The organism is Pseudonocardia lacus, assembly GCF_018531445.1.
GTDB classification, from domain to species: domain Bacteria; phylum Actinomycetota; class Actinomycetes; order Mycobacteriales; family Pseudonocardiaceae; genus Pseudonocardia; species Pseudonocardia lacus.
Window position 1 is genome coordinate 1 of the sequence record NZ_JAHDTH010000142.1, and the last position, 22,377, is coordinate 22,377.

The window sequence follows — 22,377 nt, forward strand, 5'->3', positions numbered from 1 at the left end:
AGCCGCAGCCCGCGCAGCGGTAGGCGGCCTCGGTGCGCCCGCACCACCGGCAGCGCGGCGGCCCCGCTCCCCCGGTCGGGTCGGCGGTCAGCGCCAGCGGACCGGCGCAGTGCCGGCAGCGCGCCGTCTCCCGGCACGACCCGCAGGCCAGCCAGGGCAGGTAGCCGGCCCGGGGCACCTGCACCAGCACCGGGCGACCGGCGGCCAGCGCCGTGCGCGCCGCGTCGAAGGCGGTGTTCTGCAGGCGCGCGCCGGGCTCGTCGGGGTGGCGGGCGCGGATCTCGTCGTCGGCCATCGGCAGCACCCGGGGCATGGCGGCGCGCACGGCCGCGCGGTCGGCGACGACCTCGCTGGCCCACCCGGACCGCACCAGCAGGTGCGCCTCCGCGGTGCGGGCGAATCCGGCGACCAGCAGGGCCGCCCCCTCGCCGTGGGCGCGCAGCACCAGCACGTCGCGCACCTGCGGGTAGGGGGCCCTCGGCTCGGCGTGCAGGTCGTCGCCGTCGTCCCAGACGGCGAGCAGGCCGAGCCGGGGCACCGGGGCGAACATCGCCGAGCGCGTGCCCACCACGAGCGGCACCTGCCCGCGCCGGACGGCCAGCCAGCGCCGGTAGCGCTCGGCCGGGCCCACCTCCGCGGTGAGCGCCACGACGGCGTCGGGGCCGACCAGCGCCGCGCAGGCGGTGTGCAGGACGTCGACGTCGCGCTGGTCGGGCACCACCAGCAGGGCGCCGCGCCCGGCCGACACGGTGGCCGCGGCGGCCTCGGCGAGCCGGGCGGCCCAGTCCTCCCCCGGCAGCGGCTGCCACACCGCGTGCGCCGCGCGCCCGCCGGCGAGCGCGTCGAGCAGGGCCGGGCCGCGCGGGTAGCGCACCCAGCCGGTGCTGTCGGGCCGGACCACCGGCTCCAGGACGCGCTCGCGGGGCTGCTCGCCCTCCACCCTGGCGTGCCGCGGCGGCACCGCCATGCGCAGCACGTCGGCCAGGACCCCGGCGTAGCGGTCGGCCACCGACCGGCACAGCGCCGCGATCTCGGCGGTCAGCACCGGCTCGGTGGAGACGACCTTCTCCACCCAGGCCAGCCGGCCGTCGTGGGCGGACTCGGCGACGCGCTCCAGGAGGTAGCCGTCGACCGCGCGGCCGGAGAAGCGCACCCGCACCCGCACGCCGGGAACGGCCTGGTCGGCCAGGTGGGTGGGCACCCGGTAGTCGAAGGGGCGGTCGAGGTGCGCGAGCGGCACGTCGACGGCGATCCGGGCGACCGGGAGCTCAGCGGCCGGCTCCCACTGGCCCCGGTTGGCCGCCCCGCGCCGCGCTCCGCTCTGCGCGCCGCGACGGGCGGCGGTGCGGGGTGCGGGGCCTGCGGTCATGGCGGCCATCCTCGCGGGCACCCCCGACAGCGCGACGACCCGGGGCCCGCGCAGGGGGCCCCGGGCCGTCGGTCGCGCCGGTGGTACCGGGGATCAGGCCCCGGCGGCCGACTTCAGCGCGTCGGCGCGGTCGGTGCTCTCCCAGGGCAGCTCGACGTCCACCCGACCGAAGTGCCCGTAGGCCGCGGTCTGGGCGTAGATCGGGCGCAGCAGGTCGAGGTCGCGGATGATCGCGGCCGGGCGCAGGTCGAAGACCTCGTCGATGGCCGCGGAGATGCGGGCCGGGTCGACGTGCTCGGTGCCGAACGTCTCGATGAACAGCCCGACCGGGGCGGCCTTGCCGATCGCATAGGCGACCTGCACCTCGATGCGGTCGGCCAGGCCCGCGGCGACCGCGTTCTTGGCCACCCAGCGCATCGCGTACGCGGCGGAGCGGTCGACCTTCGACGGGTCCTTGCCGGAGAACGCGCCGCCGCCGTGGCGGGCGAACCCGCCGTAGGTGTCGACGATGATCTTGCGACCGGTCAGGCCGGCGTCGCCCATCGGACCGCCGACGACGAACCGCCCGGTCGGGTTGACCAGCAGCCGCACCCCGGAGACGTCCAGGCCGAGCGCCGAGGTCTCCGGCTCCACCACGTGCTGGCGGATGTCGGGGGCGAGCAGGCCGTCGAGGTCGATGTCGGCGGCGTGCTGGCTGGAGACGACCACGGTGTCGAGCCGGACGGCCTTGTCGCCGTCGTACTCGATGGTGACCTGGGTCTTGCCGTCCGGGCGCAGGTAGGGCAGGACGCCGGACTTGCGGACCTCGGTGAGCCGGCGGGCCAGCCGGTGGGCCAGCGCGATCGGCAGCGGCAGCAGCTCGGGGGTGTCGGTGTTCGCGTAGCCGAACATCAGGCCCTGGTCGCCCGCGCCCTGCCGGGCGATCTCGTCCTCGCTGGACTCGACCCGGCTCTCGTAGGCCGTGTCCACGCCCTGGGCGATGTCGGCGGACTGGGCGCCGATGGCCACGTTGACGCCGCAGGAGGCGCCGTCGAAGCCCTTCGCCGACGAGTCGTAGCCGATCTCCAGGACCTTCTCCCGCACCAGGGTGGGGATGTCCGCGTATGCGCTGGTGGTGACCTCGCCGGCGACGTGCACCTGGCCGGTGGTCACCATGGTCTCGACCGCCACCCGGCTGCGCGGGTCCTCGCTCAGCAGCGCGTCGAGGATCGTGTCGCTGATGGCGTCGCACATCTTGTCCGGGTGACCTTCGGTCACCGACTCGCTGGTGAACAACCGCCGGCCTGTGCTCACACCATCTCCGTCCGCTCTGATTTCCGGGCCAACCACATGGACCGATTCGCGTGCGAGGGTAGTCGCCCCGTGCGGGCGGCCCGCCCACGGGCGGTCCGCACCGTCAGCCCATCCGGTGAACGGGGGTGCGGCGCCCGAACCCGCCGCGTGCGGGCTCGTTGCTCCTGGTACCCACGTCGCCACCGGAGGAACGCCGAGGATGCCGATCCGATCGATCGTCCCGCTGCCCACGTCGCTGCCCACCGGGCCGGCCCGCACGGTCGCCACCGCCGCGCTGCTGCTGGTCACCGCGGCCGCGGTCGCGCTGGCCGGCACCGCGGGCACGGCGACCGCGGCGGTGCCGGGGCGCTGCACCGCCGACGTGCACGTCCGGGCCGAGCCGGAGCCGACGGCCGAAGTCGTCGGGCTGTGCGCGGCCGGGACGGCGGTCGAGGTGGGTGAGCGGCGCAACGGGTTCGTGGAGCTGCCCGGGCTCGGCGGGTGGTCGGCCGCCCGCTACGTGGCCGTCGACGGGGACGCCGGCACCGCGGTGACCGAGCCGACCCAGCACGTCGTCGAGGACGGCGTCACGCGCACGACGACCGACGAGAGCCAGATCGGCGGCCCCGACGGCGGGGACGGCATCGACAGTGCGGACGGCTTCGCCGAGGGCGCGCTCGGCGGCCCGCGCTTCCAGCGCTGGCAGCCGACACTTCGGTGAGCGCCGAAGGCGCGAACCCGGGGCGCGCGTAGCGCGCCCACCGGGCCAGGCCGGCGGTGTGCTCGCAGCACCTGGTGTGTGCTCGCAGCCCGCCGGCGCGCTGCGACATCCCCGCCTGCGCTGCGACGTCCCCCGCCTGCGCTGCGACACCACCCCAACCGGCGCCCTCGCAGCACCAGATGTGGGCTCGCAGCCCGCCGGCGCGCTGCGACATCCCCGCCTGCGCTGCGAGTCTCCCGCTAGCGCTTGCGATGACTCGCCAACCGCTGCGACGTCCAGGGCAGCGCTGCGACGTCCCGCTGATCAGGACCGCGGCCGCAGGCGGGACGCCACGGCGTCCCAGACTCGCGAGGCCAGCAGCGCCTTGGAGCCGGTGGGCAGCTCGGTCTCGCCGCCGCCGTCGGCGGCCAGCAGCCAGCCGGCGTTGTCGGCGACCTCGAAGGCCCGCCCGTCGCCCACCGCGTTGACCACGAGCAGGTCGCAGCCCTTGCGGGCGAGCTTGGCCCGCCCGTGGTGCAGCGGGTCGCCGGACTCGTCGCCGGTCTCGGCGGCGAACCCGACCACCACCTGGCCGGGTTCGCGGCGCCCGACAAGCTCGACGAGGATGTCGGGGTTGGTCGTCAGGGGCAGCGGGGGCGGGTCGGTCGCGCCCTTCTTGATCTTGTTGGCGGCGTGCGCGACGGGCCGGAAGTCGGCCACGGCCGCGGCCATCACCACCGCGTCGGCGCCGCGCACCGCGGCGTGCATGGCCTCCTGCAGTTGCAGGGCCGATCCGACCCGCACCACCTCGACCGCGGCCGGGTCGCCCAGGTCGGCCGTGTGCGCGGCCACCAGCGTGACCCGCGCGCCGCGCTGGGCGGCGACCCGGGCCAGCGCGTAGCCCTGCCGGCCGGAGGACCGGTTGCCCAGGTAGCGGACCGGGTCCAGCGCCTCGCGGGTGCCGCCCGCCGACACCACGACCCGGCGGCCGGCGAGGTCGTGGGGCAGGGCGTCGGGCCGCTCCAGCAGCAGCCGGGCCAGCTCGGCGATCTCGGCCGGGTCGGGCAGCCGGCCGGGGCCGGTGTCCCTGCCGGTGAGCCGGCCCGAGGCGGGCTCCAGCACGACGACCCCGCGCGAGCGCAGCAGGGCGACGTTGTCGCGGGTGGCCGGGTGCTCCCACATCTCGGTGTGCATCGCCGGCGCGAAGAGCACCGGGCAGCGGGCGGTGAGCAACGACGCGGTGAGCAGGTCGTCGGCCCGGCCGTGGGCGGCGCGGGCCATCAGGTCGGCCGTGGCCGGGGCGACCACGACGAGGTCGGCCTGCTGGCCGAGGCGCACGTGCTGCACCGCCGGGACGTCGGCGAACACGCCCGTCGCGACCGGCTGGCCGGACAGCGCCTCGAAGGTCGCCGCGCCGACGAACTCCAGCGCGGCCGCGGTGGGCAGCACCCGGACCGCGTGGCCCGTCTCGGTGAACCTGCGCAGCAGCTCGGCGCTCTTGTACGCGGCGATGCCGCCGGCCACGCCCAGCAGGACGTTCGGCCGGCGGTCGGGATCGGTCATCGCGGACCGCGGACGGCGTGCCTACTCGCCCTCGGTGTGCTCGAGCAGGCCGGCCTGGATCTCGCGCATGGCGATCGACAGCGGCTTCTCGCGCGGGCCCGGCTCGACGAGCGGGCCGACGTACTCCAGCAGGCCCTCGCCGAGCTGGGAGTAGTAGTCGTTGATCTGGCGGGCCCGCTTGGCGGCGTAGATCACCAGCGCGTACTTCGAGCTGACCTGGCCGAGCAGGTCGTCGATCGGCGGGTTGGTGATGCCCTCGGGGACGGTTCCGGTCACGGCACCGGTCAGCGGCATGCTCACGTAGAAGACTCCTGGGAGGAAGTGCGGACGGCCGGCGCCTGCCCGGCGGGTGTTGATCCAACGGCGCCCGGTCCGACCAACAACTCTACCAACGCCGCGGCGACAGCCCGCACGTCGTCGTTCACCAGCGCCACGTCGAACTCGTCACGCGCGGCCAGCTCCTCGGTGGCCGTGCGCAGCCGGCGCTGGTACTGCTCCTCGGACTCGGTGCCGCGGCCGCGCAGCCGGCGCTCGAGCTCGGCGATCGACGGCGGCTCGACGAACACGGTGACGGCCTCTGGCACGGTCTCCCGGATGGCCCGGGCGCCGTTGAGGTCGACCTCCACCAGGACCGGACGGCCCTCGGCGAGCGCGCGCTCGACGGGCTCGCGCGGCGTGCCCGAACGCTGCAGGCCGCCGTGGATCTCGGCCCATTCCAGCAGCTCGCCGCGCTCGATCAGGCGGTCGAACCCGGCCGGGCCGACGAAGTGGTAGTCGCGCCCCTCCACCTCGCCGCGGCGAGGGTTGCGCGTGGTGGCCGAGACGCTGAAGAACAGCTCCGGGAGGCGGGAGCGCAACTCGGCCACGATGCTGGACTTGCCGACGCCGGAGGGGCCGGCCAGCACGACCAGCCGGCCCCGTCCGACGCCGTTCACCACGATGGCGCTCTCAGGACTCGAAGTCGGCCAGCAGCGCCTTGCGCTGCCGGTCGCCCAGCCCGCGGAGCCGCCGGGACGGGGCGATCTCGAGCCGCTCCATGATCTGCGCGGCCCGGACCTTCCCGACCCCGGGCATCGCCTCCAGCAGCGCGGACACCTTCATCTTGCCCAGGACCTCGTCGGTGTCGGACTGCTTGAGAACCTCACCGATCGTGGTCCCGCCGCGCTTGAGCCTGTCCTTCAGCTCGGCCCGGGCACGGCGCGCCGCAGCCGCCTTCTCCAACGCGGCAGCACGCTGTTCCTCAGTCAGCTGGGGAAGGGCCACGGTCTCCTCCGTCTTTCGGTTCGTGCGGCCTGAGATCCAGGGCCGTCATATCACCTCGCGGACCTGCCGCTCGGTTCCATCGAACGTACTCACGCCCCGTTCGGGAACGGAAACGGGGGGTGCAACCAGTGGGAACGTCCGGCGGACCCACCCGCGAGTGTGAAATACCACGACCCGCCGCTGCGCGGGTCGTCCCGCCCGGCCGCTCACCGCAGGTGGATGACCGCTCCTTGGACGACGTGAACCCGAACGAGCCGGGAATCGGACAAACCATCCCGCAAAGCGCCTGCCCGCACCCGGGCGCACCGAGTGGGCGACGGCGACGGGAAGGCACGACGACGACGCGATGTCGCCGCCGTGCCCGCGACCGGGCGCCGGGCGCATCGACGACTGATCATCGAGATGCGGTGAGCTGCGCTTTCCCGGTGCCGGCCCGCGCGGTCAGACGGTGGTGGTGAGCGCGTCGCGCAGGCGGTGCGCCGCGGCGCGCACCGCCCGCGGGTCGGGCCCCGCGGCCAGCAGCGAGCGGGCCGCCGCCGGCAGCACCAGGCCGTCGAGCCCGAAGAACCGCGCGGTGATCTCGGCCGGGCCGGCGCCCTGGGCGCCCACCCCGGGGGCGAGCACCGGGCCGTTCAGCGCCGACAGGTCGAGGCCGTGGTCGTGGGTCGCGCCGATGACCACGCCCACCGCCCCCAGCGGCTCGGCGCCGGCGTTGCGCTCGGCCGCGGCATCGACGATCCCCTGCGCCACGCTGCGCGCCGAGCCACCGACACCCGTGGTGGCCTGCTGCACCTCGCTGCCCTCCGGGTTCGACGTGCGGGCCAGCACGAAGACCCCGCGGCCGGCCTCGGCCGCCGCGGTCAGCGCCGGCTCCAGCGAGCCGAACCCCAGGTACGGCGAGAGGGTCACCGCGTCGGCGCCCAGCGGCGCGCCGACGGCCAGGTAGGCGTCGGCGTAGCCGTCCATGGTCGAGCCGATGTCGCCCCGCTTCACGTCCAGCAGGGCGAGCGTGCCCGACCCGGCGAACCCGGCCAGCAGCCGCTCCAGCACCGCGATCCCCCGCGAGCCGTGCCGCTCGAAGAACGCCGACTGGGGCTTGACCACCGCCACCTGCCCGGCCAGCGCCTCGACGCAGCCCGCGGTGAAGCGGTCGAGCCCGTCGGGGTCGTCGGTCAGGCCCCACTCGGCCAGCAGCGACGGGTGCGGGTCGATGCCGGCGCACAACGGGCCGTGCGCGGCGACGGCCGCGGCCAGCCGCTGCCCGAACGGCGTCGTCGCGGTCACGGGCGGGCCTTGCGCAGGGCGGCGTGCGCGTCCTGCAGGGACCGCACCCCGATCCGGCCGGCGGCCAGCGCCTCGATGCCCTGCACCGCGGCTGAGGCGCCCTGCACAGTGGTGATGCACGGCACGCCACGCGACACCGCCGCGGCGCGGATCTCGTAGCCGTCGACCCGCGGCCCGGAGTTGCCGTACGGGGTGTTGATGATCATGTCGACGTCGCCGGCCAGGATCCGGTCGACGATCGTCTCGCCCCCGTCGCGCACACCCTCGCTGTACTTGCGCACCACCGTCACCGGCACGCCGTGGCGACGCAGCACGTCCGCGGTGCCCTCGGTGGCCAGCAGCTCGAAGCCCAGGTCGGCCAGCCGCAGCACCGGGAACATGATCGCCCGCTTGTCGCGGTCGGCCATCGACACGAACACCCGCCCCGACGTGGGCAGCGAGCCGTACGCGCCGGCCTGGGACTTGGCGAAGGCCGCCCCGAACGAGGCGTCGAAGCCCATCACCTCGCCGGTGGACTTCATCTCCGGGCCGAGCAGCGGGTCGACGCCCTTGCCCTCGCGGGTGCGGAACCGGTTGAACGGCAGCACCGCCTCCTTCACCGCGATCGGCGCGTCCGGGGGCAGGTCGCCGCCGTCGCCCTCGGAGGGCAGCAGCCCCTCCGCGCGCAGGTCGCGGATCGAGGCGCCGAGCATGATCCGGGCCGCGGCCTTGGCCAGCGGCACCGCCGTGGCCTTGGACACGAACGGCACCGTGCGCGAGGCGCGCGGGTTGGCCTCCAGCACGTACAGCGTCTCGCCGTGCAGCGCGTACTGGACGTTGAGCAGCCCGACCACGCCGATCCCGCGCGCGATGGCCTCCGTGGACGAGCGGATCACGTCCATCACGCCGCGACCCAGGGTGATCGGCGGCAGCGTGCACGACGAATCGCCGGAGTGCACCCCGGCCTCCTCGATGTGCTCCATGACGCCGCCGAGGAAGACCTCCTCGCCGTCGCAGAGCGCGTCGACGTCGATCTCCACGGCGTCGTCGAGGAACCGGTCGACCAGCACCGGGCGGTCCGGGCTGATCGTGGTCGAGCGGGCGATGTACGCGGCCAGCGTCGCCTCGTCGTACACGATCTCCATGCCGCGCCCGCCGAGCACGTACGACGGCCGCACGAGCACCGGGTAGCCGATCCGCTCGGCGATCTCGCGGGCCTGCTCGAACGACACCGCGGTGCCGAACGCCGGCGCCGGCAGCCCGGCGGTGCGCAGCACCTCGCCGAACGCGCCGCGGTGCTCGGCCAGGTCGATGGCGGCGGCGCTGGTGCCCACCACCGGCACGCCGGCCGCGGTGAGCCGCTGGGCCAGCCCGAGCGGGGTCTGCCCGCCCAGCTGCACGATCACCCCGGCCACCGTGCCCGAGCGCTGCTCGGAGTGCACCACCTCCAGGACGTCCTCGAAGGTCAGCGGCTCGAAGTAGAGCCGGTCCGCGGTGTCGTAGTCGGTGGAGACGGTCTCCGGGTTGCAGTTGACCATCACGGTCTCGAACCCCGCCTCGCGCAGCGCCATCACCGCGTGCACGCACGAGTAGTCGAACTCGATGCCCTGCCCGATCCGGTTGGGCCCGGACCCCAGGATGAGCACCTTCGGGCGCGCGGTCTGCGGCTCGACCTCCGACTCGGCGTCGGGGTCGGCCTCGTAGGCGCTGTAGTGGTAGGGCGTCCGCGCGGCGAACTCCGCCGCGCACGTGTCCACCGTCTTGTAGACCGGGCGCACGCCCAGCCGGTGGCGCAGCGTCCGCACGCCGTCCTCGCCGGCCAGCTCCGGGCGCAGGGCGGCCAGCTGGCGGTCCGACAGGCCGGCCCGCTTGGCCCGCCGCAGCAGCGCCGCGTCGAGCACCGGGGCGTCCTCCACCTCCCGGCGCAGCTCGCAGAGCTGGGCGATCTGGTCGAGGAACCACGGGTCGATCCCCGAGGCGACCGCCACCTCGTCGACGCCCGCCCCGCCGCGCAGCGCCCCCTCGACGGCGTAGATCCGCGACTCGGTGGGCGTGCGCAGGGCGGCCTCGGCGGTCCACTCCGCGTCGTCGGGGTCGGGCGTGGTCCAGAACCCGGCCGCGGTGGTCTCCATCGAGCGCAGCGCCTTGTTCAGCGCCTCCGGGAACGAGCGCCCCAGCGCCATCGCCTCGCCGACGCTCTTCATGGTCGTGGTCAGCTCGGGGTCGGCGCCGGGGAACTTCTCGAACGCGAACCGCGGCACCTTCACCACGACGTAGTCCAGGCTCGGCTCGAAGGCGGCCGGGGTCTCGCCGGTGATGTCGTTGCGGATCTCGTCGAGGGTGTAGCCCACGGCCAGCCGCGCGGCGATCTTGGCGATCGGGAAGCCGGTGGCCTTGGAGGCCAGCGCGCTCGACCGCGAGACGCGCGGGTTCATCTCGATGACGACCAGCCGGCCGGTGTCGGGGTGCACCGCGAACTGGATGTTGCAGCCGCCGGTGTCGACGCCCACCGCGCGCAGCACGGCGATGCCGACGTCGCGCATGTGCTGGTACTCGCGGTCGGTCAGGGTCATCGCCGGCGCCACGGTGATCGAGTCGCCGGTGTGCACGCCCATCGGGTCGAGGTTCTCGATGGAGCAGACGACGACCACGTTGTCGTTGCGGTCGCGCATCAGCTCCAGCTCGTACTCCTTCCAGCCGAGCACCGACTCCTCGATGAGCACCTCGCGCACCGGCGAGGCGTCGAGCCCGCCGCCGGCCAGCCGCTCCAGGTCGGCGTCGTCGAAGGCCATGCCCGAGCCCAGCCCGCCCATCGTGAACGACGGGCGGATCACCACCGGCAGCCCGAGCAGCTCGACGGCCGCGCGGACCTCGTCCATGGAGTGGCAGACGGCGCTGCGCGGCACGTCGCCGCCGACCGACTGGACGATCTCCTTGAACTTGAGCCGGTCCTCGCCGCGCTGAATGGCGTCGATGTCGGCGCCGATCAGCTCGACCCCGTAGCGCTCCAGCACGCCGTTCTCGTGCAGCGCGACGGCCGTGTTCAGCGCCGTCTGGCCGCCCAGGGTGGCCAGGATCGCGTCCGGGCGCTCGGCGGCGATGATCTGCTCGACGAACTCCGGGGTGATGGGCTCGATGTAGGTGGCGTCGGCGAACTCCGGGTCGGTCATGATCGTCGCGGGGTTCGAGTTGACCAGCGAGACGCGGATCCCCTCGGCCCGCAGCACCCGGCAGGCCTGGGTGCCGGAGTAGTCGAACTCGCAGGCCTGGCCGATGACGATCGGCCCGGAGCCGATCACCATCACGTGCTGGATGTCCTGGCGGCGCGGCATCAGCGCGTCCCCCCGTCCGTGGTCTCGGGGCGGTCGGCGCCGGGGTGCGCGCCCTCGGGCGGGTCGTCCTCGCCCGGGATGGTGAACCAGGCGCCCTCCGCGCGGGCGTCCTCGTTCGCGGGCTGGTCGGCGGGGCCGGCCTGCGGCGCGGGCCGCAGCGAGCCCAACGGGATCGGCCGCGTGGTCTCCGCCGAGGCGGGCACCGGATCGGGCGCCGTCACGGGCGGCTGCGCGGCCGGCGGCGGGACGGGCTCGACCGGCCAGTCGTCCCGCGCGGCGACCGGCTCGACGACCGGCTCGACGCGGGCCTCGACGAAGGGCTCGGCGAAGGGCTCGGCGCGGGGTTCGACGAACGGCTCGGCCGCGGCCGGGACAGCGGGCTCGACCGGGGGTTGGACGGCGCGCTCGACGGGCTGCTCGACGGTGCGCTCGACAACCGCCTCGTCGTGCGCGGCGTCCGGCTCCGGAGCGGGCTCCGCGGGCGGCGCCACACCGGGCGGCGGGTCGTAGAGCCGGTGCCGGCCGCGGCCGGTCGCCTCGCCCATCATGTCCACGAACCGGTCGAACAGGTCGGCGGCGTCGTGCGGGCCGGCCGCCGCCTCCGGGTGGTACTGCACGCTGAACGCCGGCACCTCCAGCGCCCGCATGCCCTCCACCGCGCCGTCGTTGGAGCACGTGTGCGTGATCACCGCGGGGCCGAAGGGCGTGTCGAAGCGCTCACCCGCCTCGCCGACCACCGCGAAGCCGTGGTTCTGCGACGTGATCGCCACCCGCCCGGTCTCGTGCTCGATGACCGGGATGTTGATGCCCCGGTGCCCGTAGCGCATCTTGTAGGTCCCCCGGCCCAGCGCGCGGCCCAGGATCTGGTTGCCGAAGCAGATCCCGAACAGCGGGATCCGCCGCTCCAGCACCTGCCGGGTCAGCGCCACCGGGTCGTCGGCGGTGGCCGGGTCGCCCGGCCCGTTGGACAGGAACACACCGTCCGCGCCGAGCTCCTCGATCTGCTCGATCGTCGCGCCGGCGGGCAGCACGTGGGTCTCGATGCCGCGCGCGGCCAGCATCCGCGGGGTGTTCGACTTGATCCCCAGGTCGACCGCGGCCACCGTGAACCGCTTCGCCACGGTCGCGTGTACGACGTACGGCTCCGCCGTGGTCACCGCGCCGTACAGGTCCGAGCCCGCCATCTGCGGCGACTCCCGCACCCGCTCGACCAGCCGGGCGTCCTCGTCCAGCGCGTCGCCGGAGAACACCCCGGCCCGCATGGCCCCGCGCTCGCGCAGGTGGCGCACCAGCGCCCGGGTGTCGATCCCGGCCACCCCGACGACACCGTGCTCGCGCAGCGCGTCGTCCAGCGAGCGGCGCGAGCGCCAGTTCGAGGCGATCCGCGACGGGTCGCGCACCACGTAGCCGGCCACCTGGATGCGCACCGACTCGTCGTCCTCGTCGTTCCAGCCGGTGTTGCCGATCTGCGGCGCGGTCTGCACCACGATCTGGCGGTGGTAGGAGGGGTCGGTGAGCGTCTCCTGGTACCCGGTCATGCCGGTGGCGAAGACCGCCTCCCCGAACCCCGCGCCGGTGGCCCCGAAGACCTCGCCGCGGAAGATCCGCCCGTCCTCCAGCACCAGCAGTGCCGTTCCGCTGCTCCCCGTGGCGCTCATGGGGTCCCCTGTCCTTCGTCGTGGCGGGCCACCCTGCCGTCCCGCGCGGTGATCCGCCCGCGCAGCACGGTGGCGGCCACCGTCGCCGGCAGCCGCATGCCCTCGTATGGAGTGTTCGCCGCCCGGCTGGCCAGTGTTGCCCCGCGCACCGTCCACACGCCGTCCGGGTCGACCAGCGCGAAGGTGGCGGGTTCGCCGACCGCGATGGGGCGACCCTGGTCGGGCAGCCCGGCGATCTCGGCCGGGCGCTCGGAGAGCACCCGGGCCACGCCGCGCCAGTCCAGCAGGCCCGGCTCGACCAGCGCGTGCACGACCACCGACAACGCCGTCTGCAGGCCCAGCATGCCCGGCCGGGCCGCGGCCCACTCGGTGTCCTTGTACTGGGCGGCGTGCGGCGCGTGGTCGGTCGCGACGACGTCGATCGTGCCGTCGACCAGCGCCGCGCGCAGCGCCGCGCCGTCCTCCGCGGTGCGCAGTGGCGGGTTGACCTTGTGCACCGGGTCGTAGCCGCTCAGGACGGTGTCGGTGAGCAGCAGGTGGTGCGGCGTGACCTCGGCGCTCACCCGCACGCCGTCGGCCTTGGCCGCGCGCAGCACGGCCAGCGTGCGGGCCGAGGACACGTGGCACACGTGCAGCGCCGCGCCGGCCTCGCGGGCGAGCGCGCAGTCGCGCGCGACCACGGTCTCCTCGGCGGTGGCCGGCCAGCCGGCCAGCCCCAGCCGGGAGGCCACGACGCCGTCGTGCGCCTGCGCGCCCGCGGTGAGCCGGTGGTCCTCGGCGTGCTGGGCGATCACCACCCCCAGCGCCGAGGCGTACTCCAGCGCCCGCCGCATGACCAGCGGGTCGTTCACGCAGCGGCCGTCGTCGCTGAACACGCGCACCTGCGCGGCCGAGCGGGCCATGGTGCCCAGCTCGGCGAGCTTCGCGCCCTCCAGGCCGACGGTCACCGCGCCCACGGGGTGCACGTCGACCAGCCCGACCTCCTCGCCGCGGCGGCGCACGTACTCGACCACGACCGCCGAGTCGGCCACCGGGTCGGTGTTGGGCATCGCGAAGACGGCGGTGTAGCCGCCGAGGGCGGCCGCGGCCGAACCCGTCTCGATGGTCTCGGACTCCTCGCCCCCCGGCTCGCGAAGGTGGGTGTGCAGGTCGACGAAGCCGGGCAGCAGCACCAGCCCGTCGGCGTCCAGGCGCACCATGTCGATGGCACCCCCGTCGGCGTCCCGGCCATGGCGCTCGGCCACCCCGGGACCCATCTCGGCCACGACGCCGTCGCGGACCAGCAGGTCCACCGGGTCCTCGCCGTACGGGCGCACGCCGACGATCAGCAGGTCGTTCGCCGTTCCGTTCACCGGCTCCTCCGGGTTGTCGGTCGCGCGGCCCTCACTGCTGGGCCCCGGCGAGCAGGTGGTACAGCACGGCCATCCGGATGTGCACGCCGTTGGACACCTGGGCCAGCACCGCGGAGCGCGGCCCGTCGGCCACCTCGGGGGCGATCTCCATGCCGCGGACCATCGGGCCGGGGTGCAGCACGACGGCGTGTTCGGGCAGCAGCGCGGCGCGCGCGGTCGACAGGCCGTAGCCGATCGCGTACTCGCGCGCCGAGGGGAAGAACGACCCGTGCATCCGTTCGGCCTGGACCCGCAGCATCATCACCGCGTCCAGCGCGGGCAGCTCGGCGTCCAGGTCGGAACCGACCCGGCACGGCCACTGCCGCACGCCGACCGGCAGCAGCGTGGGCGGGGCCACCAGCACGACGTCGGCGCCCAGCGTGGCCAGCAGGAACACGTTCGACCGGGCGACGCGGCTGTGCAGCACGTCGCCGACGATGCCGATCCGCCGCCCGGCGATCGACCCGAGCCGTTCGCGCAGGGTCGCCGCGTCCAGCAGCGCCTGGGTCGGGTGCTCGTGGGTGCCGTCGCCGGCGTTGACGATCGCCGTGTGGGTGCCGGTCGCCGCAGAATCGCGGTCGATCCAGGCCGCCAGTCGGTGCGCCGCCCCCGAGGCCGGGTGCCGCACGACCACGCAGTCGGCACCCATCGCCGAGAGGGTGAGCGCCGTGTCGCGCAGCGACTCCCCCTTCGACACGGACGACCCCGACGCGCTCACGTTCACGGTGTCCGCGCTCATCCACTTGCCGGCGATCTCGAACGAGACCCGGGTGCGGGTGGAGTTCTCGTAGAACATCGTGATCACCGTGCGGCCGCGCAGGGTGGGCAGCTTGCGGACCTCGCGGCCCAGCAGCGCCTGCTTGAGGCGGTCGGAGGTGTCCAGCAGACCGGTCGCCGCAGTGGCGTCCAGGTCGGTGACCGACAGCAGGTGCCTCACCGCGCACCCCCCTCGTCCGTGCGCGGGCCGCCCGCCCCGCGGCGCAGCAGCACCGCGTCGCGGCCGTCGGTCTCCCCCAACAGCACCAGCACCTGCTCGTCGCGGGCGCTGGGCACGTTCTTGCCGACGTAGTCGGCCCGGATCGGCAGTTCGCGGTGCCCGCGGTCGACCAGCACGGCGAGCTGGACGGCGCGCGGGCGGCCGTGGTCGCCGAGGGCGTCGAGCGCGGCGCGCACCGTGCGCCCGGACATGAGCACGTCGTCGACCAGCACGACCAGCGCGTCGTCCAGGCCGACCTCGGGCACCGTGGTGCCGGCCAGCGGGCGGGCCGGGCGGCGGCGCAGGTCGTCGCGGTAGAGCGTCGGGTCGACCGACCCGACGGCGGGGGTCGTGCCCCCGAACCCGCCGATGGCCGCGGCGAGGCGGGTGGCCAGCACGGTGCCGCGGGTCGGCACGCCGATCAGCACGACGCCGTCCGCCCCCGCGGTCTTCTCGATGATCTGGTGCGCCATGCGCGCGATGGTGCGGGCGACGTCGGCCGCGCTGAGCAACTCCCGATCGGGAGGGCTCGCGCCGGTCACGCCCCCGCGGCGGTCGTCCGCCACGAGTCGCTCCTTCCCCGCCTCACGGGACGGGCCCTTAAAGGAATGTCGCCGACCGAGATCGGCACGGCGCGGTCCCCGCCTGGCGGCGGGGGACGACACGCCGTCGCCGCGACGCTATCAGCGAGCCCCCCACCGTCCGCCGCCATCCATCGCGGATGTCACACCGCGTCGAACATCGGCGCCCCCCACTCGTACCCCAGGTGCCCCACCGCGCATACCATCATCGATCGCAAGGCTCTCACCTGCACGACGTAACGCCTGACCGGACAGTGTCGATCAGCCGTTCGAGTGATCTAGGGACGGGGGCGACTTGACCGAATGGCAGAGCAAGCGCAAGATTACTCTCCGTATCGGAACCGGCTCGCCCCCCGAGTCGGTGACGGTGCGGGACCGGCGTCGGCGAGCAATCGACACGCCCGGGCCCTGAGCACTCCCGGCCCCGTTCGCGCCGTCGGACCGATCGCACCACAGGTCCGGCCGCGGAGGGGACCCAACGGGGGTGACAGTGGTACCGAAGCGTCATTGAGATCGCACTGATGTAGTACAGATGCTGTACGAAGTTGTACGAACTAGTACGAATCGACCAGGCGGCCCGACGCGGGCCGCCGGAACCACCCGACGACCACCCGAACAACCCAGCCGCCGCGCCACCCACCACCAGTACGAACCGATGCGGTTGGCGAACACGGCACGACCCGGGCACACCGCAGTACCGATGCATGAGGTCGGTCCTCGACCGACAGGACGCAAGTGAGGAGATCGCCACATGGGCGACTACGCCAAGGCGCTCGGCGGAAAGCTCCGCGCCATCCGGCAGCAGCAGGGTTTGTCGCTGCACGGTGTCGAGCAGAAGTCGGGCGGCCGCTGGAAGGCGGTCGTCGTGGGCTCCTACGAGCGCGGCGACCGCGCCGTCACGGTGCAGAAGCTCGCCGAGCTCGCCGACTTCTACGGCGTCCCGGTGGCCGAACTGCTGCCGGAGGGTCGCGTCCCGTCGGGTTCCGAGCCGGCCACCAAGATCGTGATCAACCTGGAGCGCCTGCAACAGCTACCGGCGGACAAGGTGGGCCCGCTGGCCCGCTACGCGGCGGCCATCCAGAGCCAGCGCGGCGACTACAACGGCAAGGTCCTCAGCATCCGCGCCGAGGACCTGCGGTCCCTGTCGATCATCTACGACATGACCCCGGGCGAGCTGACCGACCAGCTCATCAACTGGGGCGTGCTGCCTCCCGAGGCCCGGCCGGCGGGCTGAGCCGGCAGGGCCGGTCCGCGGTGGTCGCGGACCGGCCTGACCCGAAGGACGGGCCCCGATCGGGGGGATCGCCACGGATCACCACCCGGATCACCACGGATCGGGAGCCGCAGCGGCGTGCGTCACGCCCGCCGGTCAGCGGGTGGCGCGCAGGTGCTCCGCGATGTCGGAGATCCGGCCGAGCACGCCGTTGAGGTAGCGCGGGCTGTCGTCCGTGGACAGCGACCGGGCCAGCTCCACCGCCTCGGTGATGGCCACCGGGTCGTCGATCTCGTCGACCCACAGCAGCTCCAGCACGCCGATCCGCAGCAGGGTGCGGTCGACCGCGGGCATCCGGGCGACAGTCCAGCCCTCCGCGTGCTCGGCGAGCAGCTGGTCGATCCGCTCCCGGTGCTCCACCACGCCCCGCACCAGCAGCGCCGCGTAGTCCGACACCGGCGGGGCGTCGTCCGTGGAGCGCCGCTGCTCGAGCACCGCCAGCGGGTCCTCGCCGCGGGCCTCGGACTCGAAGAGGATGTCGAGGGCCCGTTTCCGGGCCTTCGTCCGGGCTCTGAGCATCAGCTGGAGACGCGGCCCAGGTAGCGGCCGTCCCGGGTGTCGACCTTGATCTTCTCGCCGGTGGTCAGGAACAGCGGGACCTGGACCTCGGCCCCGGTCTCCAGCGTGGCCGGCTTGGTGCCGCCGGTGGAGCGGTCGCCCTGCAGGCCGGGGTCGGTGTGCGAGACGACGAGCTCGACCGAGGCGGGCAGCTCGATGTAGAGCGGCACCCCGTCGTGCAGCGACACCATCGCGGTCTGGTTCTCCAGCAGGTAGTCCGCGGCCGATCCGACGGTCTGCGCCGGGATCGGGATCTGGTCGTAGGTGTCGCCGTCCATGAAGACGAAGTCGGTGCCGTCGCGGTAGAGGTAGGTCATGTCGCGGCGGTCGACGGTGGCGGTGTCGACCTTGGTGCCGGCGTTGAAGGTCTTGTCGACGACCTTCCCGGTCATCACGTTCTTCAGCGTCGTGCGCACGAATGCGCCGCCCTTGCCCGGCTTGACGTGCTGGAACGCGGTGACCGACCACAGCTGGCCGTCGAGGTTCAGCACCAAGCCGTTCTTCAGGTCGTTCGTGGTGGCCACGTGCGGGTGTCTCCTGGGTCTGTCCGGGGCGCGGGGGTCGGCCGACCTCCGGCAACGCGGTGCCGGTGGCTCGGTGGGCGCCGGGTGTGTTCGTGAGCGGCGCCGCGGCGGCGCGCTCGTCCGTGCTCCAGGGTACCGCCTCGGCGCCCGCGGGCCGCGCCGCCCGGCGCGGGCGGACGCGATCAGACCTCGACGAGCTCCTTGGTGGTCAGCGTGAGCAGGTCGGGGGGGCCGGCGTCGGTGACCACCAGGGTGTCCTCGATCCGCACGCCGCCGCGCCCGGGCAGGTAGACCCCCGGCTCGACGGTCAGCGCCATCCCCGCGGCCAGGGTGCCGGTGCCGCTCGCGGCCAGCGCGGGCGCCTCGTGGATCTGCAGGCCGACCCCGTGGCCCAGGCCGTGCAGGAACTGCTCGGCCCGACCCGCGTCGCGCACGACCGACCGGGCGGCCTCGTCCACCGCCGACACGGCCACGCCCGGCGCCAGCGCCGCCGTCCCGGCGGCCTGGGCCCGCGCCACCAGCGCGTAGACCTCGCGCTGCCAGTCGGCGGCCCGGCCGAGCACCACGGTGCGCGTCATGTCCGAGTGGTAGCCCCCGACCAGTGCACCGAAGTCGAGCTTGAGCAGGTCGCCCGCGGCCAGCACCGCCGTGGTCGGGCGGTGGTGCGGCACCGCGGAGTTCGCCCCGGTGGCGATGATGGTGTCGAACGATGGTCCCTGCGCGCCGTGCCCGCGCATGCGGTTCTCCAGGTCGAGGGCGACCTCGACCTCCGTGCGCCCCGGCGCGAGGCCGCCCGCGCCGATGAGGTCGGCCAGGGCGGCGTCCGCGGCGGCGCACGCGGCCCGCAGCGCGGCGACCTCCGCCTCGTCCTTGACCGCGCGGAGCCGCTGCACCAGCCCGGGCGCGCGGTGCAGGCGCACCGGGCCCGCGGCCTCGACCAGCGCGGAGTGGGCGTCCACGGTGACCGCGTCGGACTCGAAGCCCAGCCGGTCCACCCCGCAGCCCGCGGCGTCCGCGGCGAGCCGCAGCGCGCACCCGCGGTCCTCCAGGCGCCGCAGGTCGGGCACCTCGACCGCGGACTGCTCCCGGTAGCGCCCGTCGGTGCAGAACCGGCTGCTCCCGTCGCCGTCCGCGTGCACCAGCAGCGCGGCGTTGGAGCCGGTGAAGCCGGTCAGGTAGCGGACGTTGACCAGGTCGGTGACCAACAGGGCGTCGACGCCCGCCGGCTCCAGGGCTCGACGCAGGGCCGCACGGCGAGTCGCGAACATCCCCTCACCGTACGGCCACCGACCCCCCGGTCGCCGTCCCCGCCGTGTCGCCGCATGTGTTCGACGAGCCCCGTCCGGGTAGTCGTCGGCATGAGAATCGGATCGAGCATCGGCCTGATCGCCGTGGGGTTGGTCCTCGCGCTGGCCGTCGACTTCGACATCAGCGGTGTCGACCTGTCACTGGTCGGCTGGATCCTCGCCATCGCCGGCGTGGTCGGCCTGCTGGTCAGCCTGGCGATGGCGCGCCGCGGCCGCCCCGTCGTGGAGCAGCCGGTGGTGCGCGAGCCGACCGTGCGCGAGCAGCGGGTCGTGCGTGAGCCCACCCTGCGCGAGCAGCCCGTCGCGCGCGACGAGTACCCGCCGCAGCGCGTCGAGCGCCGCGAGCAGTACTGACCCGATTTGGACCGGCCTGACCCGGACCCGGCCCGACCCGGTCAGGCCGGGTCCGCCCGGAGCTGCTCGGCCACCCAGCGCAGGGCCAGCGCGTAGCCGGACACCCCCAACCCGACGACGACCCCGCTGGCCACCGCGGAGATGTAGGAGTGGTGGCGGAACTCCTCGCGGGTGTGGACGTTGCTGATGTGCACCTCGACCAGCGCCGCCGTGCGCTGGGCGCAGGCGTCGCGCAGGGCCACCGAGGTGTGCGTCCACCCGCCCGCGTTCAGCACGACCGGCAGCGCCGCGTCGGCGGCCTCGTGCAGCCAGCCGATCATCTCGCCCTCGTGGTCGGTCTGGCGGACCTCGACGCGCAGCCCGAGCTCGTCGCCGGTGCGCTCGCAGAGGGCGACCAGGTCGGCGTGGGTGGTCGCCCCGTAGACGGCCGGCTCCCGACGGCCCAGCCGGCCCAGGTTGGGGCCGTTGAGCACGAGCGCCCGCGGCGCGCTCATCCGACCGGCCCGGTGGCGACCGCGGCGTAGGCGCGTTCGAGCAGCGCGGGGTCCGGGCCCTCCAGCCGGCCCGGGTCGGCCAGCCCGTCGAGCACCACGAAGCGCAGGGTGCCGGCGCGGGTCTTCTTGTCCCCCCGCATCGACTCCAGCAGCTCCCCGAACGCGTCCGGGGCGTAGCCGACCGGGAGCCCCAGCGAGGCCAGCACGTCGCGGTGGCGCATCGTCGTGGCCGCGTCGAGTCGGCCGGCGGCGTGCGCCAGCTCCGCGGCGAAGACCAGCCCCACGCTCACCGCCGCGCCGTGGCGCCAGCGGTAGTCCTCGCGCCGCTCGATGGCGTGCGCGAGGGTGTGGCCGTAGTTCAGGATCTCCCGCAGGTGCGACTCGCGCAGGTCGGCCGCGACCACGTCGGCCTTGACCCGGATCGAGCGGCGCACGAGCTCGCCCAGCACCGGCCCCGCCGGGTCGAGCGCGGCGGCCGGGTCGGCCTCGATCAGTTCGAGGATGACCGGGTCGGCGATGAAGCCGGTCTTGACGATCTCCGCGCTCCCGGCGACCAGCTCGGCGGCCGGCAGCGTGTCCAGCACGGCCAGGTCGACCAGCACGGCCGACGGCTCGTGGAACGCGCCCACCAGGTTCTTGCCCGCCGCGGTGTTGATCCCGGTCTTGCCGCCGACGGCGGCGTCGACCATGGCCAGCAGCGTGGTCGGGACGTGCACCACCCGCACGCCGCGCATCCAGGTCGCGGCCACGAACCCGGCCAGGTCGGTGGCCGCGCCCCCGCCCAGCGACACCACGACGTCCTGGCGGGTCAGCCCGATGCGGCCGCAGACCTCCCAGCAGAACCCGGCCACGCCCAGCGCCTTGCCGTCCTCGGCGTCGGGGACCTCGGCGCGGTGCGCGTCGACCCCGGCGGCCACCAGCTCGGCGCGGGCCGCCTCGGCCACGTCGGCCAGCCGCGGCTGGTGCACCAGCAGGGCCTTGCCGGCGCCGAGCTCGACCACCGTCCGGGTGAGCTCCGCGCGCACGCCCCGCCCGATCCGCACCGGGTAGGGCCGGCCGGAGGCCACCTCGATGGTCACCGCGCCGTCGACCGCACCCACCGCCGGGCCGCTCACCGCTCGCCCCGGGCGGGGTCGGCGCCGGGGACCATGGCGGGCATGCCCAGGTCATGGGCGTGCTCGTGGGCCTGCTCCGGGGCGACCGCCTCCTCGTGACCACCGACGCCCTCGTCGGGCTGGTCGTCGGGGGCGACCGGGCTCTCCCCGATCGCCTCCAGGACCGCGCGGGCGACCTGGCTGGTGTTGCGGCGCGTCGTGTCGACCTCGACCGTGGCCACCTCGCGGTACAGCGGCGCCCTGGCCTCCAGCAGCGCCCGGAACGTCGCCCGCGGGTTGACCCCGGCCAGCAGCGGGCGCGCGGTGGACATGCCGGTGCGGCGCAGGCCGTCGGCCAGGCCGACGGCGAGGTGCACGACGCGGTGCCCGCGCAGCGCCCGGCGGGTGCCCTCGTCGAGCACCGACCCGCCACCGAGCGCGAGTACGCCGTCCACGCCCGCCAGCGCCTCGGCCACCACCTCCCGCTCCAGCTCGCGGAAGGCGGGCTCGCCCTCCTCCACGAACATGTCGGCGATCGGCTTGCCGATCCGCTCCACGATCACGGCGTCCACGTCGGTGAAGCCCACCCCGAGCCGGCGGGCCAGCACCCGCCCGACCGTCGTCTTTCCGGCGCCGGGGGGACCGACCAGCACCACCACGGGCCGAATCGGGGTCGTCATACCGCCCACCCTACTGATCGCTACCGCTCCTCTCCGCGGCCGACCGACCGCCGACGCGCCCGGCTCACTCAGCGCATCCGCGGCGCGGGACGTGTGCCGCCCGTCCGGGCGATCGGCTACTGTCCGCGTACGGGGGAACGAGCCGTCGGGCATCGTTCGTTCGGCTCCGGCGGGCACCCGGCCGGGGCTCCCGGGGACGGGGTCCGCGGCGGATCGGCGCCGCGGGAGGACGAACGCAGAGAGACGCGCCGGGGACGGGACGAGCACCACCTGCCCCCGACGAGTACGGTCCCCAGCCACACCCGGACGGCAGTGAGGAGTGCCTCGTGATCCGCGGGCCCGAGCCCCTCGACCCTGGACCCCGATCCACCGAGGATCCGCTGCCCCCCGCTCGCGAGCAGCTGCCCCTGCCCCGCCGCCGCCAGCAGGCCCACATGGAGCCACAGCTGCGCGAGCGCGGCGGCGCAGGCGACGGCACCCCGTTCTCCGCCTTCTCCGCACCCACGGCCACCGAGGACCAGGCCGGCGAGCCCAGCGGCCCGTCGGAGTTCTCCAGCCGGCTCGGGCAGGCCCTGCATCGCGGGCCGGGCGGGCTCGCCGACCGTCCCACCGAGCGGACGACCGTGCCCGGCGACCCGGGCGGCATGGTCCCGGCCGACCCCGCCGAGCGCGTCGTGCGCCCGGAGCGGGCCGCGGACCGGGCCCAGGCCTTCCGCGCCGCCACC

The 22,377-nt window shown here is 74.9% G+C and carries 21 protein-coding genes and 1 pseudogene; 4 read left to right on the forward strand and 18 right to left on the reverse strand.

What is annotated here, in order from left to right; translation table 11 throughout:
• The coding region (locus KIK08_RS25995; RefSeq protein WP_250557831.1) for a primosomal protein N' family DNA-binding protein at positions 1 to 1,369 on the reverse strand (1,369 nt) is incomplete at its 3' end.
• 93 nt (positions 1,370 to 1,462) lie between these two features.
• Positions 1,463 to 2,662, reverse strand: coding sequence for a methionine adenosyltransferase (gene metK, locus KIK08_RS26000; protein ID WP_214405879.1), 1,200 nt, complete (start codon positions 2,660 to 2,662; stop codon positions 1,463 to 1,465).
• 199 nt (positions 2,663 to 2,861) lie between these two features.
• On the opposite strand from metK, the gene KIK08_RS26005 reads away from it, so the two are divergent.
• On the forward strand, positions 2,862 to 3,362 hold the full coding sequence (locus KIK08_RS26005; protein ID WP_214405880.1) for an SH3 domain-containing protein: 501 nt from the start codon (positions 2,862 to 2,864) through the stop codon (positions 3,360 to 3,362).
• Between the two features lie 303 nt (positions 3,363 to 3,665).
• Here KIK08_RS26005 and coaBC read toward each other — a convergent pair whose 3' ends face one another.
• From coaBC to pyrR, 10 genes and pseudogenes are all read right to left on the reverse strand, one after another.
• The gene (coaBC, locus tag KIK08_RS26010; protein ID WP_214405881.1) at positions 3,666 to 4,904 is read right to left on the reverse strand and encodes a bifunctional phosphopantothenoylcysteine decarboxylase/phosphopantothenate--cysteine ligase CoaBC; all 1,239 of its coding nucleotides are present in this window, start codon (positions 4,902 to 4,904) and stop codon (positions 3,666 to 3,668) included.
• Positions 4,905 to 4,925: 21 nt separating this feature from the next.
• The gene (gene rpoZ / locus KIK08_RS26015; RefSeq protein WP_214405896.1) at positions 4,926 to 5,198 is read right to left on the reverse strand and encodes a DNA-directed RNA polymerase subunit omega; all 273 of its coding nucleotides are present in this window, start codon (positions 5,196 to 5,198) and stop codon (positions 4,926 to 4,928) included.
• Between the two features lie 2 nt (positions 5,199 to 5,200).
• The gene (gmk, locus tag KIK08_RS26020; protein ID WP_308257894.1) at positions 5,201 to 5,842 is read right to left on the reverse strand and encodes a guanylate kinase; all 642 of its coding nucleotides are present in this window, start codon (positions 5,840 to 5,842) and stop codon (positions 5,201 to 5,203) included.
• Positions 5,843 to 5,852: 10 nt separating this feature from the next.
• Positions 5,853 to 6,167 (reverse strand): integration host factor, actinobacterial type, encoded by a 315-nt coding sequence (mihF, locus tag KIK08_RS26025; protein ID WP_142101581.1) that lies wholly within the window; start codon positions 6,165 to 6,167, stop codon positions 5,853 to 5,855.
• A gap of 441 nt (positions 6,168 to 6,608) precedes the next feature.
• Positions 6,609 to 7,451, reverse strand: coding sequence for an orotidine-5'-phosphate decarboxylase (gene pyrF / locus KIK08_RS26030; protein ID WP_214405882.1), 843 nt, complete (start codon positions 7,449 to 7,451; stop codon positions 6,609 to 6,611).
• Positions 7,448 to 10,762: a carbamoyl-phosphate synthase large subunit gene (carB, locus tag KIK08_RS26035; RefSeq protein WP_214405883.1), complete on the reverse strand. Its 3,315-nt coding sequence runs from the start codon at positions 10,760 to 10,762 to the stop codon at positions 7,448 to 7,450. Before carB ends, pyrF begins: the two co-directional genes overlap by 4 nt.
• Before the next feature lie 542 nt (positions 10,763 to 11,304).
• A pseudogene (gene carA, locus KIK08_RS26040) lies at positions 11,305 to 12,420 on the reverse strand (glutamine-hydrolyzing carbamoyl-phosphate synthase small subunit); the annotation flags it as partial.
• The gene (locus KIK08_RS26045; RefSeq protein ID WP_214405885.1) at positions 12,417 to 13,772 is read right to left on the reverse strand and encodes a dihydroorotase; all 1,356 of its coding nucleotides are present in this window, start codon (positions 13,770 to 13,772) and stop codon (positions 12,417 to 12,419) included. The gene KIK08_RS26045 and the pseudogene carA, both read right to left, overlap by 4 nt.
• Before the next feature lie 31 nt (positions 13,773 to 13,803).
• Positions 13,804 to 14,748, reverse strand: coding sequence for an aspartate carbamoyltransferase catalytic subunit (locus KIK08_RS26050; protein WP_214405886.1), 945 nt, complete (start codon positions 14,746 to 14,748; stop codon positions 13,804 to 13,806).
• Positions 14,745 to 15,353, reverse strand: a complete 609-nt coding sequence (gene pyrR / locus KIK08_RS26055) for a bifunctional pyr operon transcriptional regulator/uracil phosphoribosyltransferase PyrR (RefSeq protein WP_214405887.1) — start codon at positions 15,351 to 15,353, stop codon at positions 14,745 to 14,747. Before pyrR ends, KIK08_RS26050 begins: the two co-directional genes overlap by 4 nt.
• A gap of 766 nt (positions 15,354 to 16,119) precedes the next feature.
• Here pyrR and bldD point away from each other — a divergent pair.
• Complete coding sequence (gene bldD / locus KIK08_RS26060; RefSeq protein WP_214405888.1) at positions 16,120 to 16,602, forward strand: transcriptional regulator BldD; 483 nt, start codon at positions 16,120 to 16,122, stop codon at positions 16,600 to 16,602.
• Between the two features lie 135 nt (positions 16,603 to 16,737).
• On the opposite strand, the gene nusB is transcribed toward bldD, so the two are convergent.
• The 3 genes from nusB to KIK08_RS26075 form a co-directional block, all read right to left on the reverse strand.
• Positions 16,738 to 17,160: a transcription antitermination factor NusB gene (gene nusB, locus KIK08_RS26065; RefSeq protein WP_214405889.1), complete on the reverse strand. Its 423-nt coding sequence runs from the start codon at positions 17,158 to 17,160 to the stop codon at positions 16,738 to 16,740.
• Positions 17,160 to 17,723: an elongation factor P gene (gene efp, locus KIK08_RS26070; protein WP_214405890.1), complete on the reverse strand. Its 564-nt coding sequence runs from the start codon at positions 17,721 to 17,723 to the stop codon at positions 17,160 to 17,162. Before efp ends, nusB begins: the two co-directional genes overlap by 1 nt.
• Positions 17,724 to 17,905: 182 nt before the next feature.
• On the reverse strand, positions 17,906 to 18,991 hold the full coding sequence (locus tag KIK08_RS26075) for a M24 family metallopeptidase (protein ID WP_214405891.1): 1,086 nt from the start codon (positions 18,989 to 18,991) through the stop codon (positions 17,906 to 17,908).
• 90 nt (positions 18,992 to 19,081) lie between these two features.
• Between KIK08_RS26075 and KIK08_RS26080 the strand changes: the two genes are divergently transcribed.
• The gene (locus KIK08_RS26080) at positions 19,082 to 19,384 is read left to right on the forward strand and encodes a DUF6458 family protein (RefSeq protein WP_214405892.1); all 303 of its coding nucleotides are present in this window, start codon (positions 19,082 to 19,084) and stop codon (positions 19,382 to 19,384) included.
• A 41-nt stretch (positions 19,385 to 19,425) separates the two neighbouring features.
• Here the strand turns inward: KIK08_RS26080 and aroQ are convergent, their stop codons facing one another.
• The 3 genes from aroQ to KIK08_RS26095 are packed head-to-tail and all read right to left on the reverse strand — an operon-like array spanning position 19,426 to position 21,652.
• Entirely contained in the window at positions 19,426 to 19,878 is a 453-nt protein-coding gene (aroQ, locus tag KIK08_RS26085; RefSeq protein ID WP_214405893.1) for a type II 3-dehydroquinate dehydratase, read from the reverse strand.
• On the reverse strand, positions 19,875 to 20,957 hold the full coding sequence (gene aroB / locus KIK08_RS26090; protein WP_408004723.1) for a 3-dehydroquinate synthase: 1,083 nt from the start codon (positions 20,955 to 20,957) through the stop codon (positions 19,875 to 19,877). The genes aroQ and aroB overlap by 4 nt, the downstream gene beginning before the upstream one ends.
• A gap of 32 nt (positions 20,958 to 20,989) precedes the next feature.
• On the reverse strand, positions 20,990 to 21,652 hold the full coding sequence (locus KIK08_RS26095; protein WP_214405894.1) for a shikimate kinase: 663 nt from the start codon (positions 21,650 to 21,652) through the stop codon (positions 20,990 to 20,992).
• Between the two features lie 434 nt (positions 21,653 to 22,086).
• Here KIK08_RS26095 and KIK08_RS26100 point away from each other — a divergent pair.
• Positions 22,087 to 22,377: hypothetical protein (locus KIK08_RS26100; RefSeq protein WP_214405895.1), on the forward strand; the 291-nt coding region annotated here is incomplete at its 3' end.

Coding starts and splice junctions, on each gene's coding strand:
- KIK08_RS26075 (WP_214405891.1), bottom strand. CDS start 18,991: ATGTTCGCGACTCGCCGTGCGGCCCTGCGTCGAGCCCTGGAGCCGGCG.
- KIK08_RS26095 (WP_214405894.1), bottom strand. CDS start 21,652: ATGACGACCCCGATTCGGCCCGTGGTGGTGCTGGTCGGTCCCCCCGGC.
- bldD (WP_214405888.1), top strand. CDS start 16,120: ATGGGCGACTACGCCAAGGCGCTCGGCGGAAAGCTCCGCGCCATCCGG.
- KIK08_RS26080 (WP_214405892.1), top strand. CDS start 19,082: ATGAGAATCGGATCGAGCATCGGCCTGATCGCCGTGGGGTTGGTCCTC.
- KIK08_RS26005 (WP_214405880.1), top strand. CDS start 2,862: ATGCCGATCCGATCGATCGTCCCGCTGCCCACGTCGCTGCCCACCGGG.
- aroQ (WP_214405893.1), bottom strand. CDS start 19,878: ATGAGCGCGCCGCGGGCGCTCGTGCTCAACGGCCCCAACCTGGGCCGG.
- coaBC (WP_214405881.1), bottom strand. CDS start 4,904: ATGACCGATCCCGACCGCCGGCCGAACGTCCTGCTGGGCGTGGCCGGC.
- rpoZ (WP_214405896.1), bottom strand. CDS start 5,198: ATGCCGCTGACCGGTGCCGTGACCGGAACCGTCCCCGAGGGCATCACC.
- carB (WP_214405883.1), bottom strand. CDS start 10,762: ATGCCGCGCCGCCAGGACATCCAGCACGTGATGGTGATCGGCTCCGGG.
- nusB (WP_214405889.1), bottom strand. CDS start 17,160: ATGCTCAGAGCCCGGACGAAGGCCCGGAAACGGGCCCTCGACATCCTC.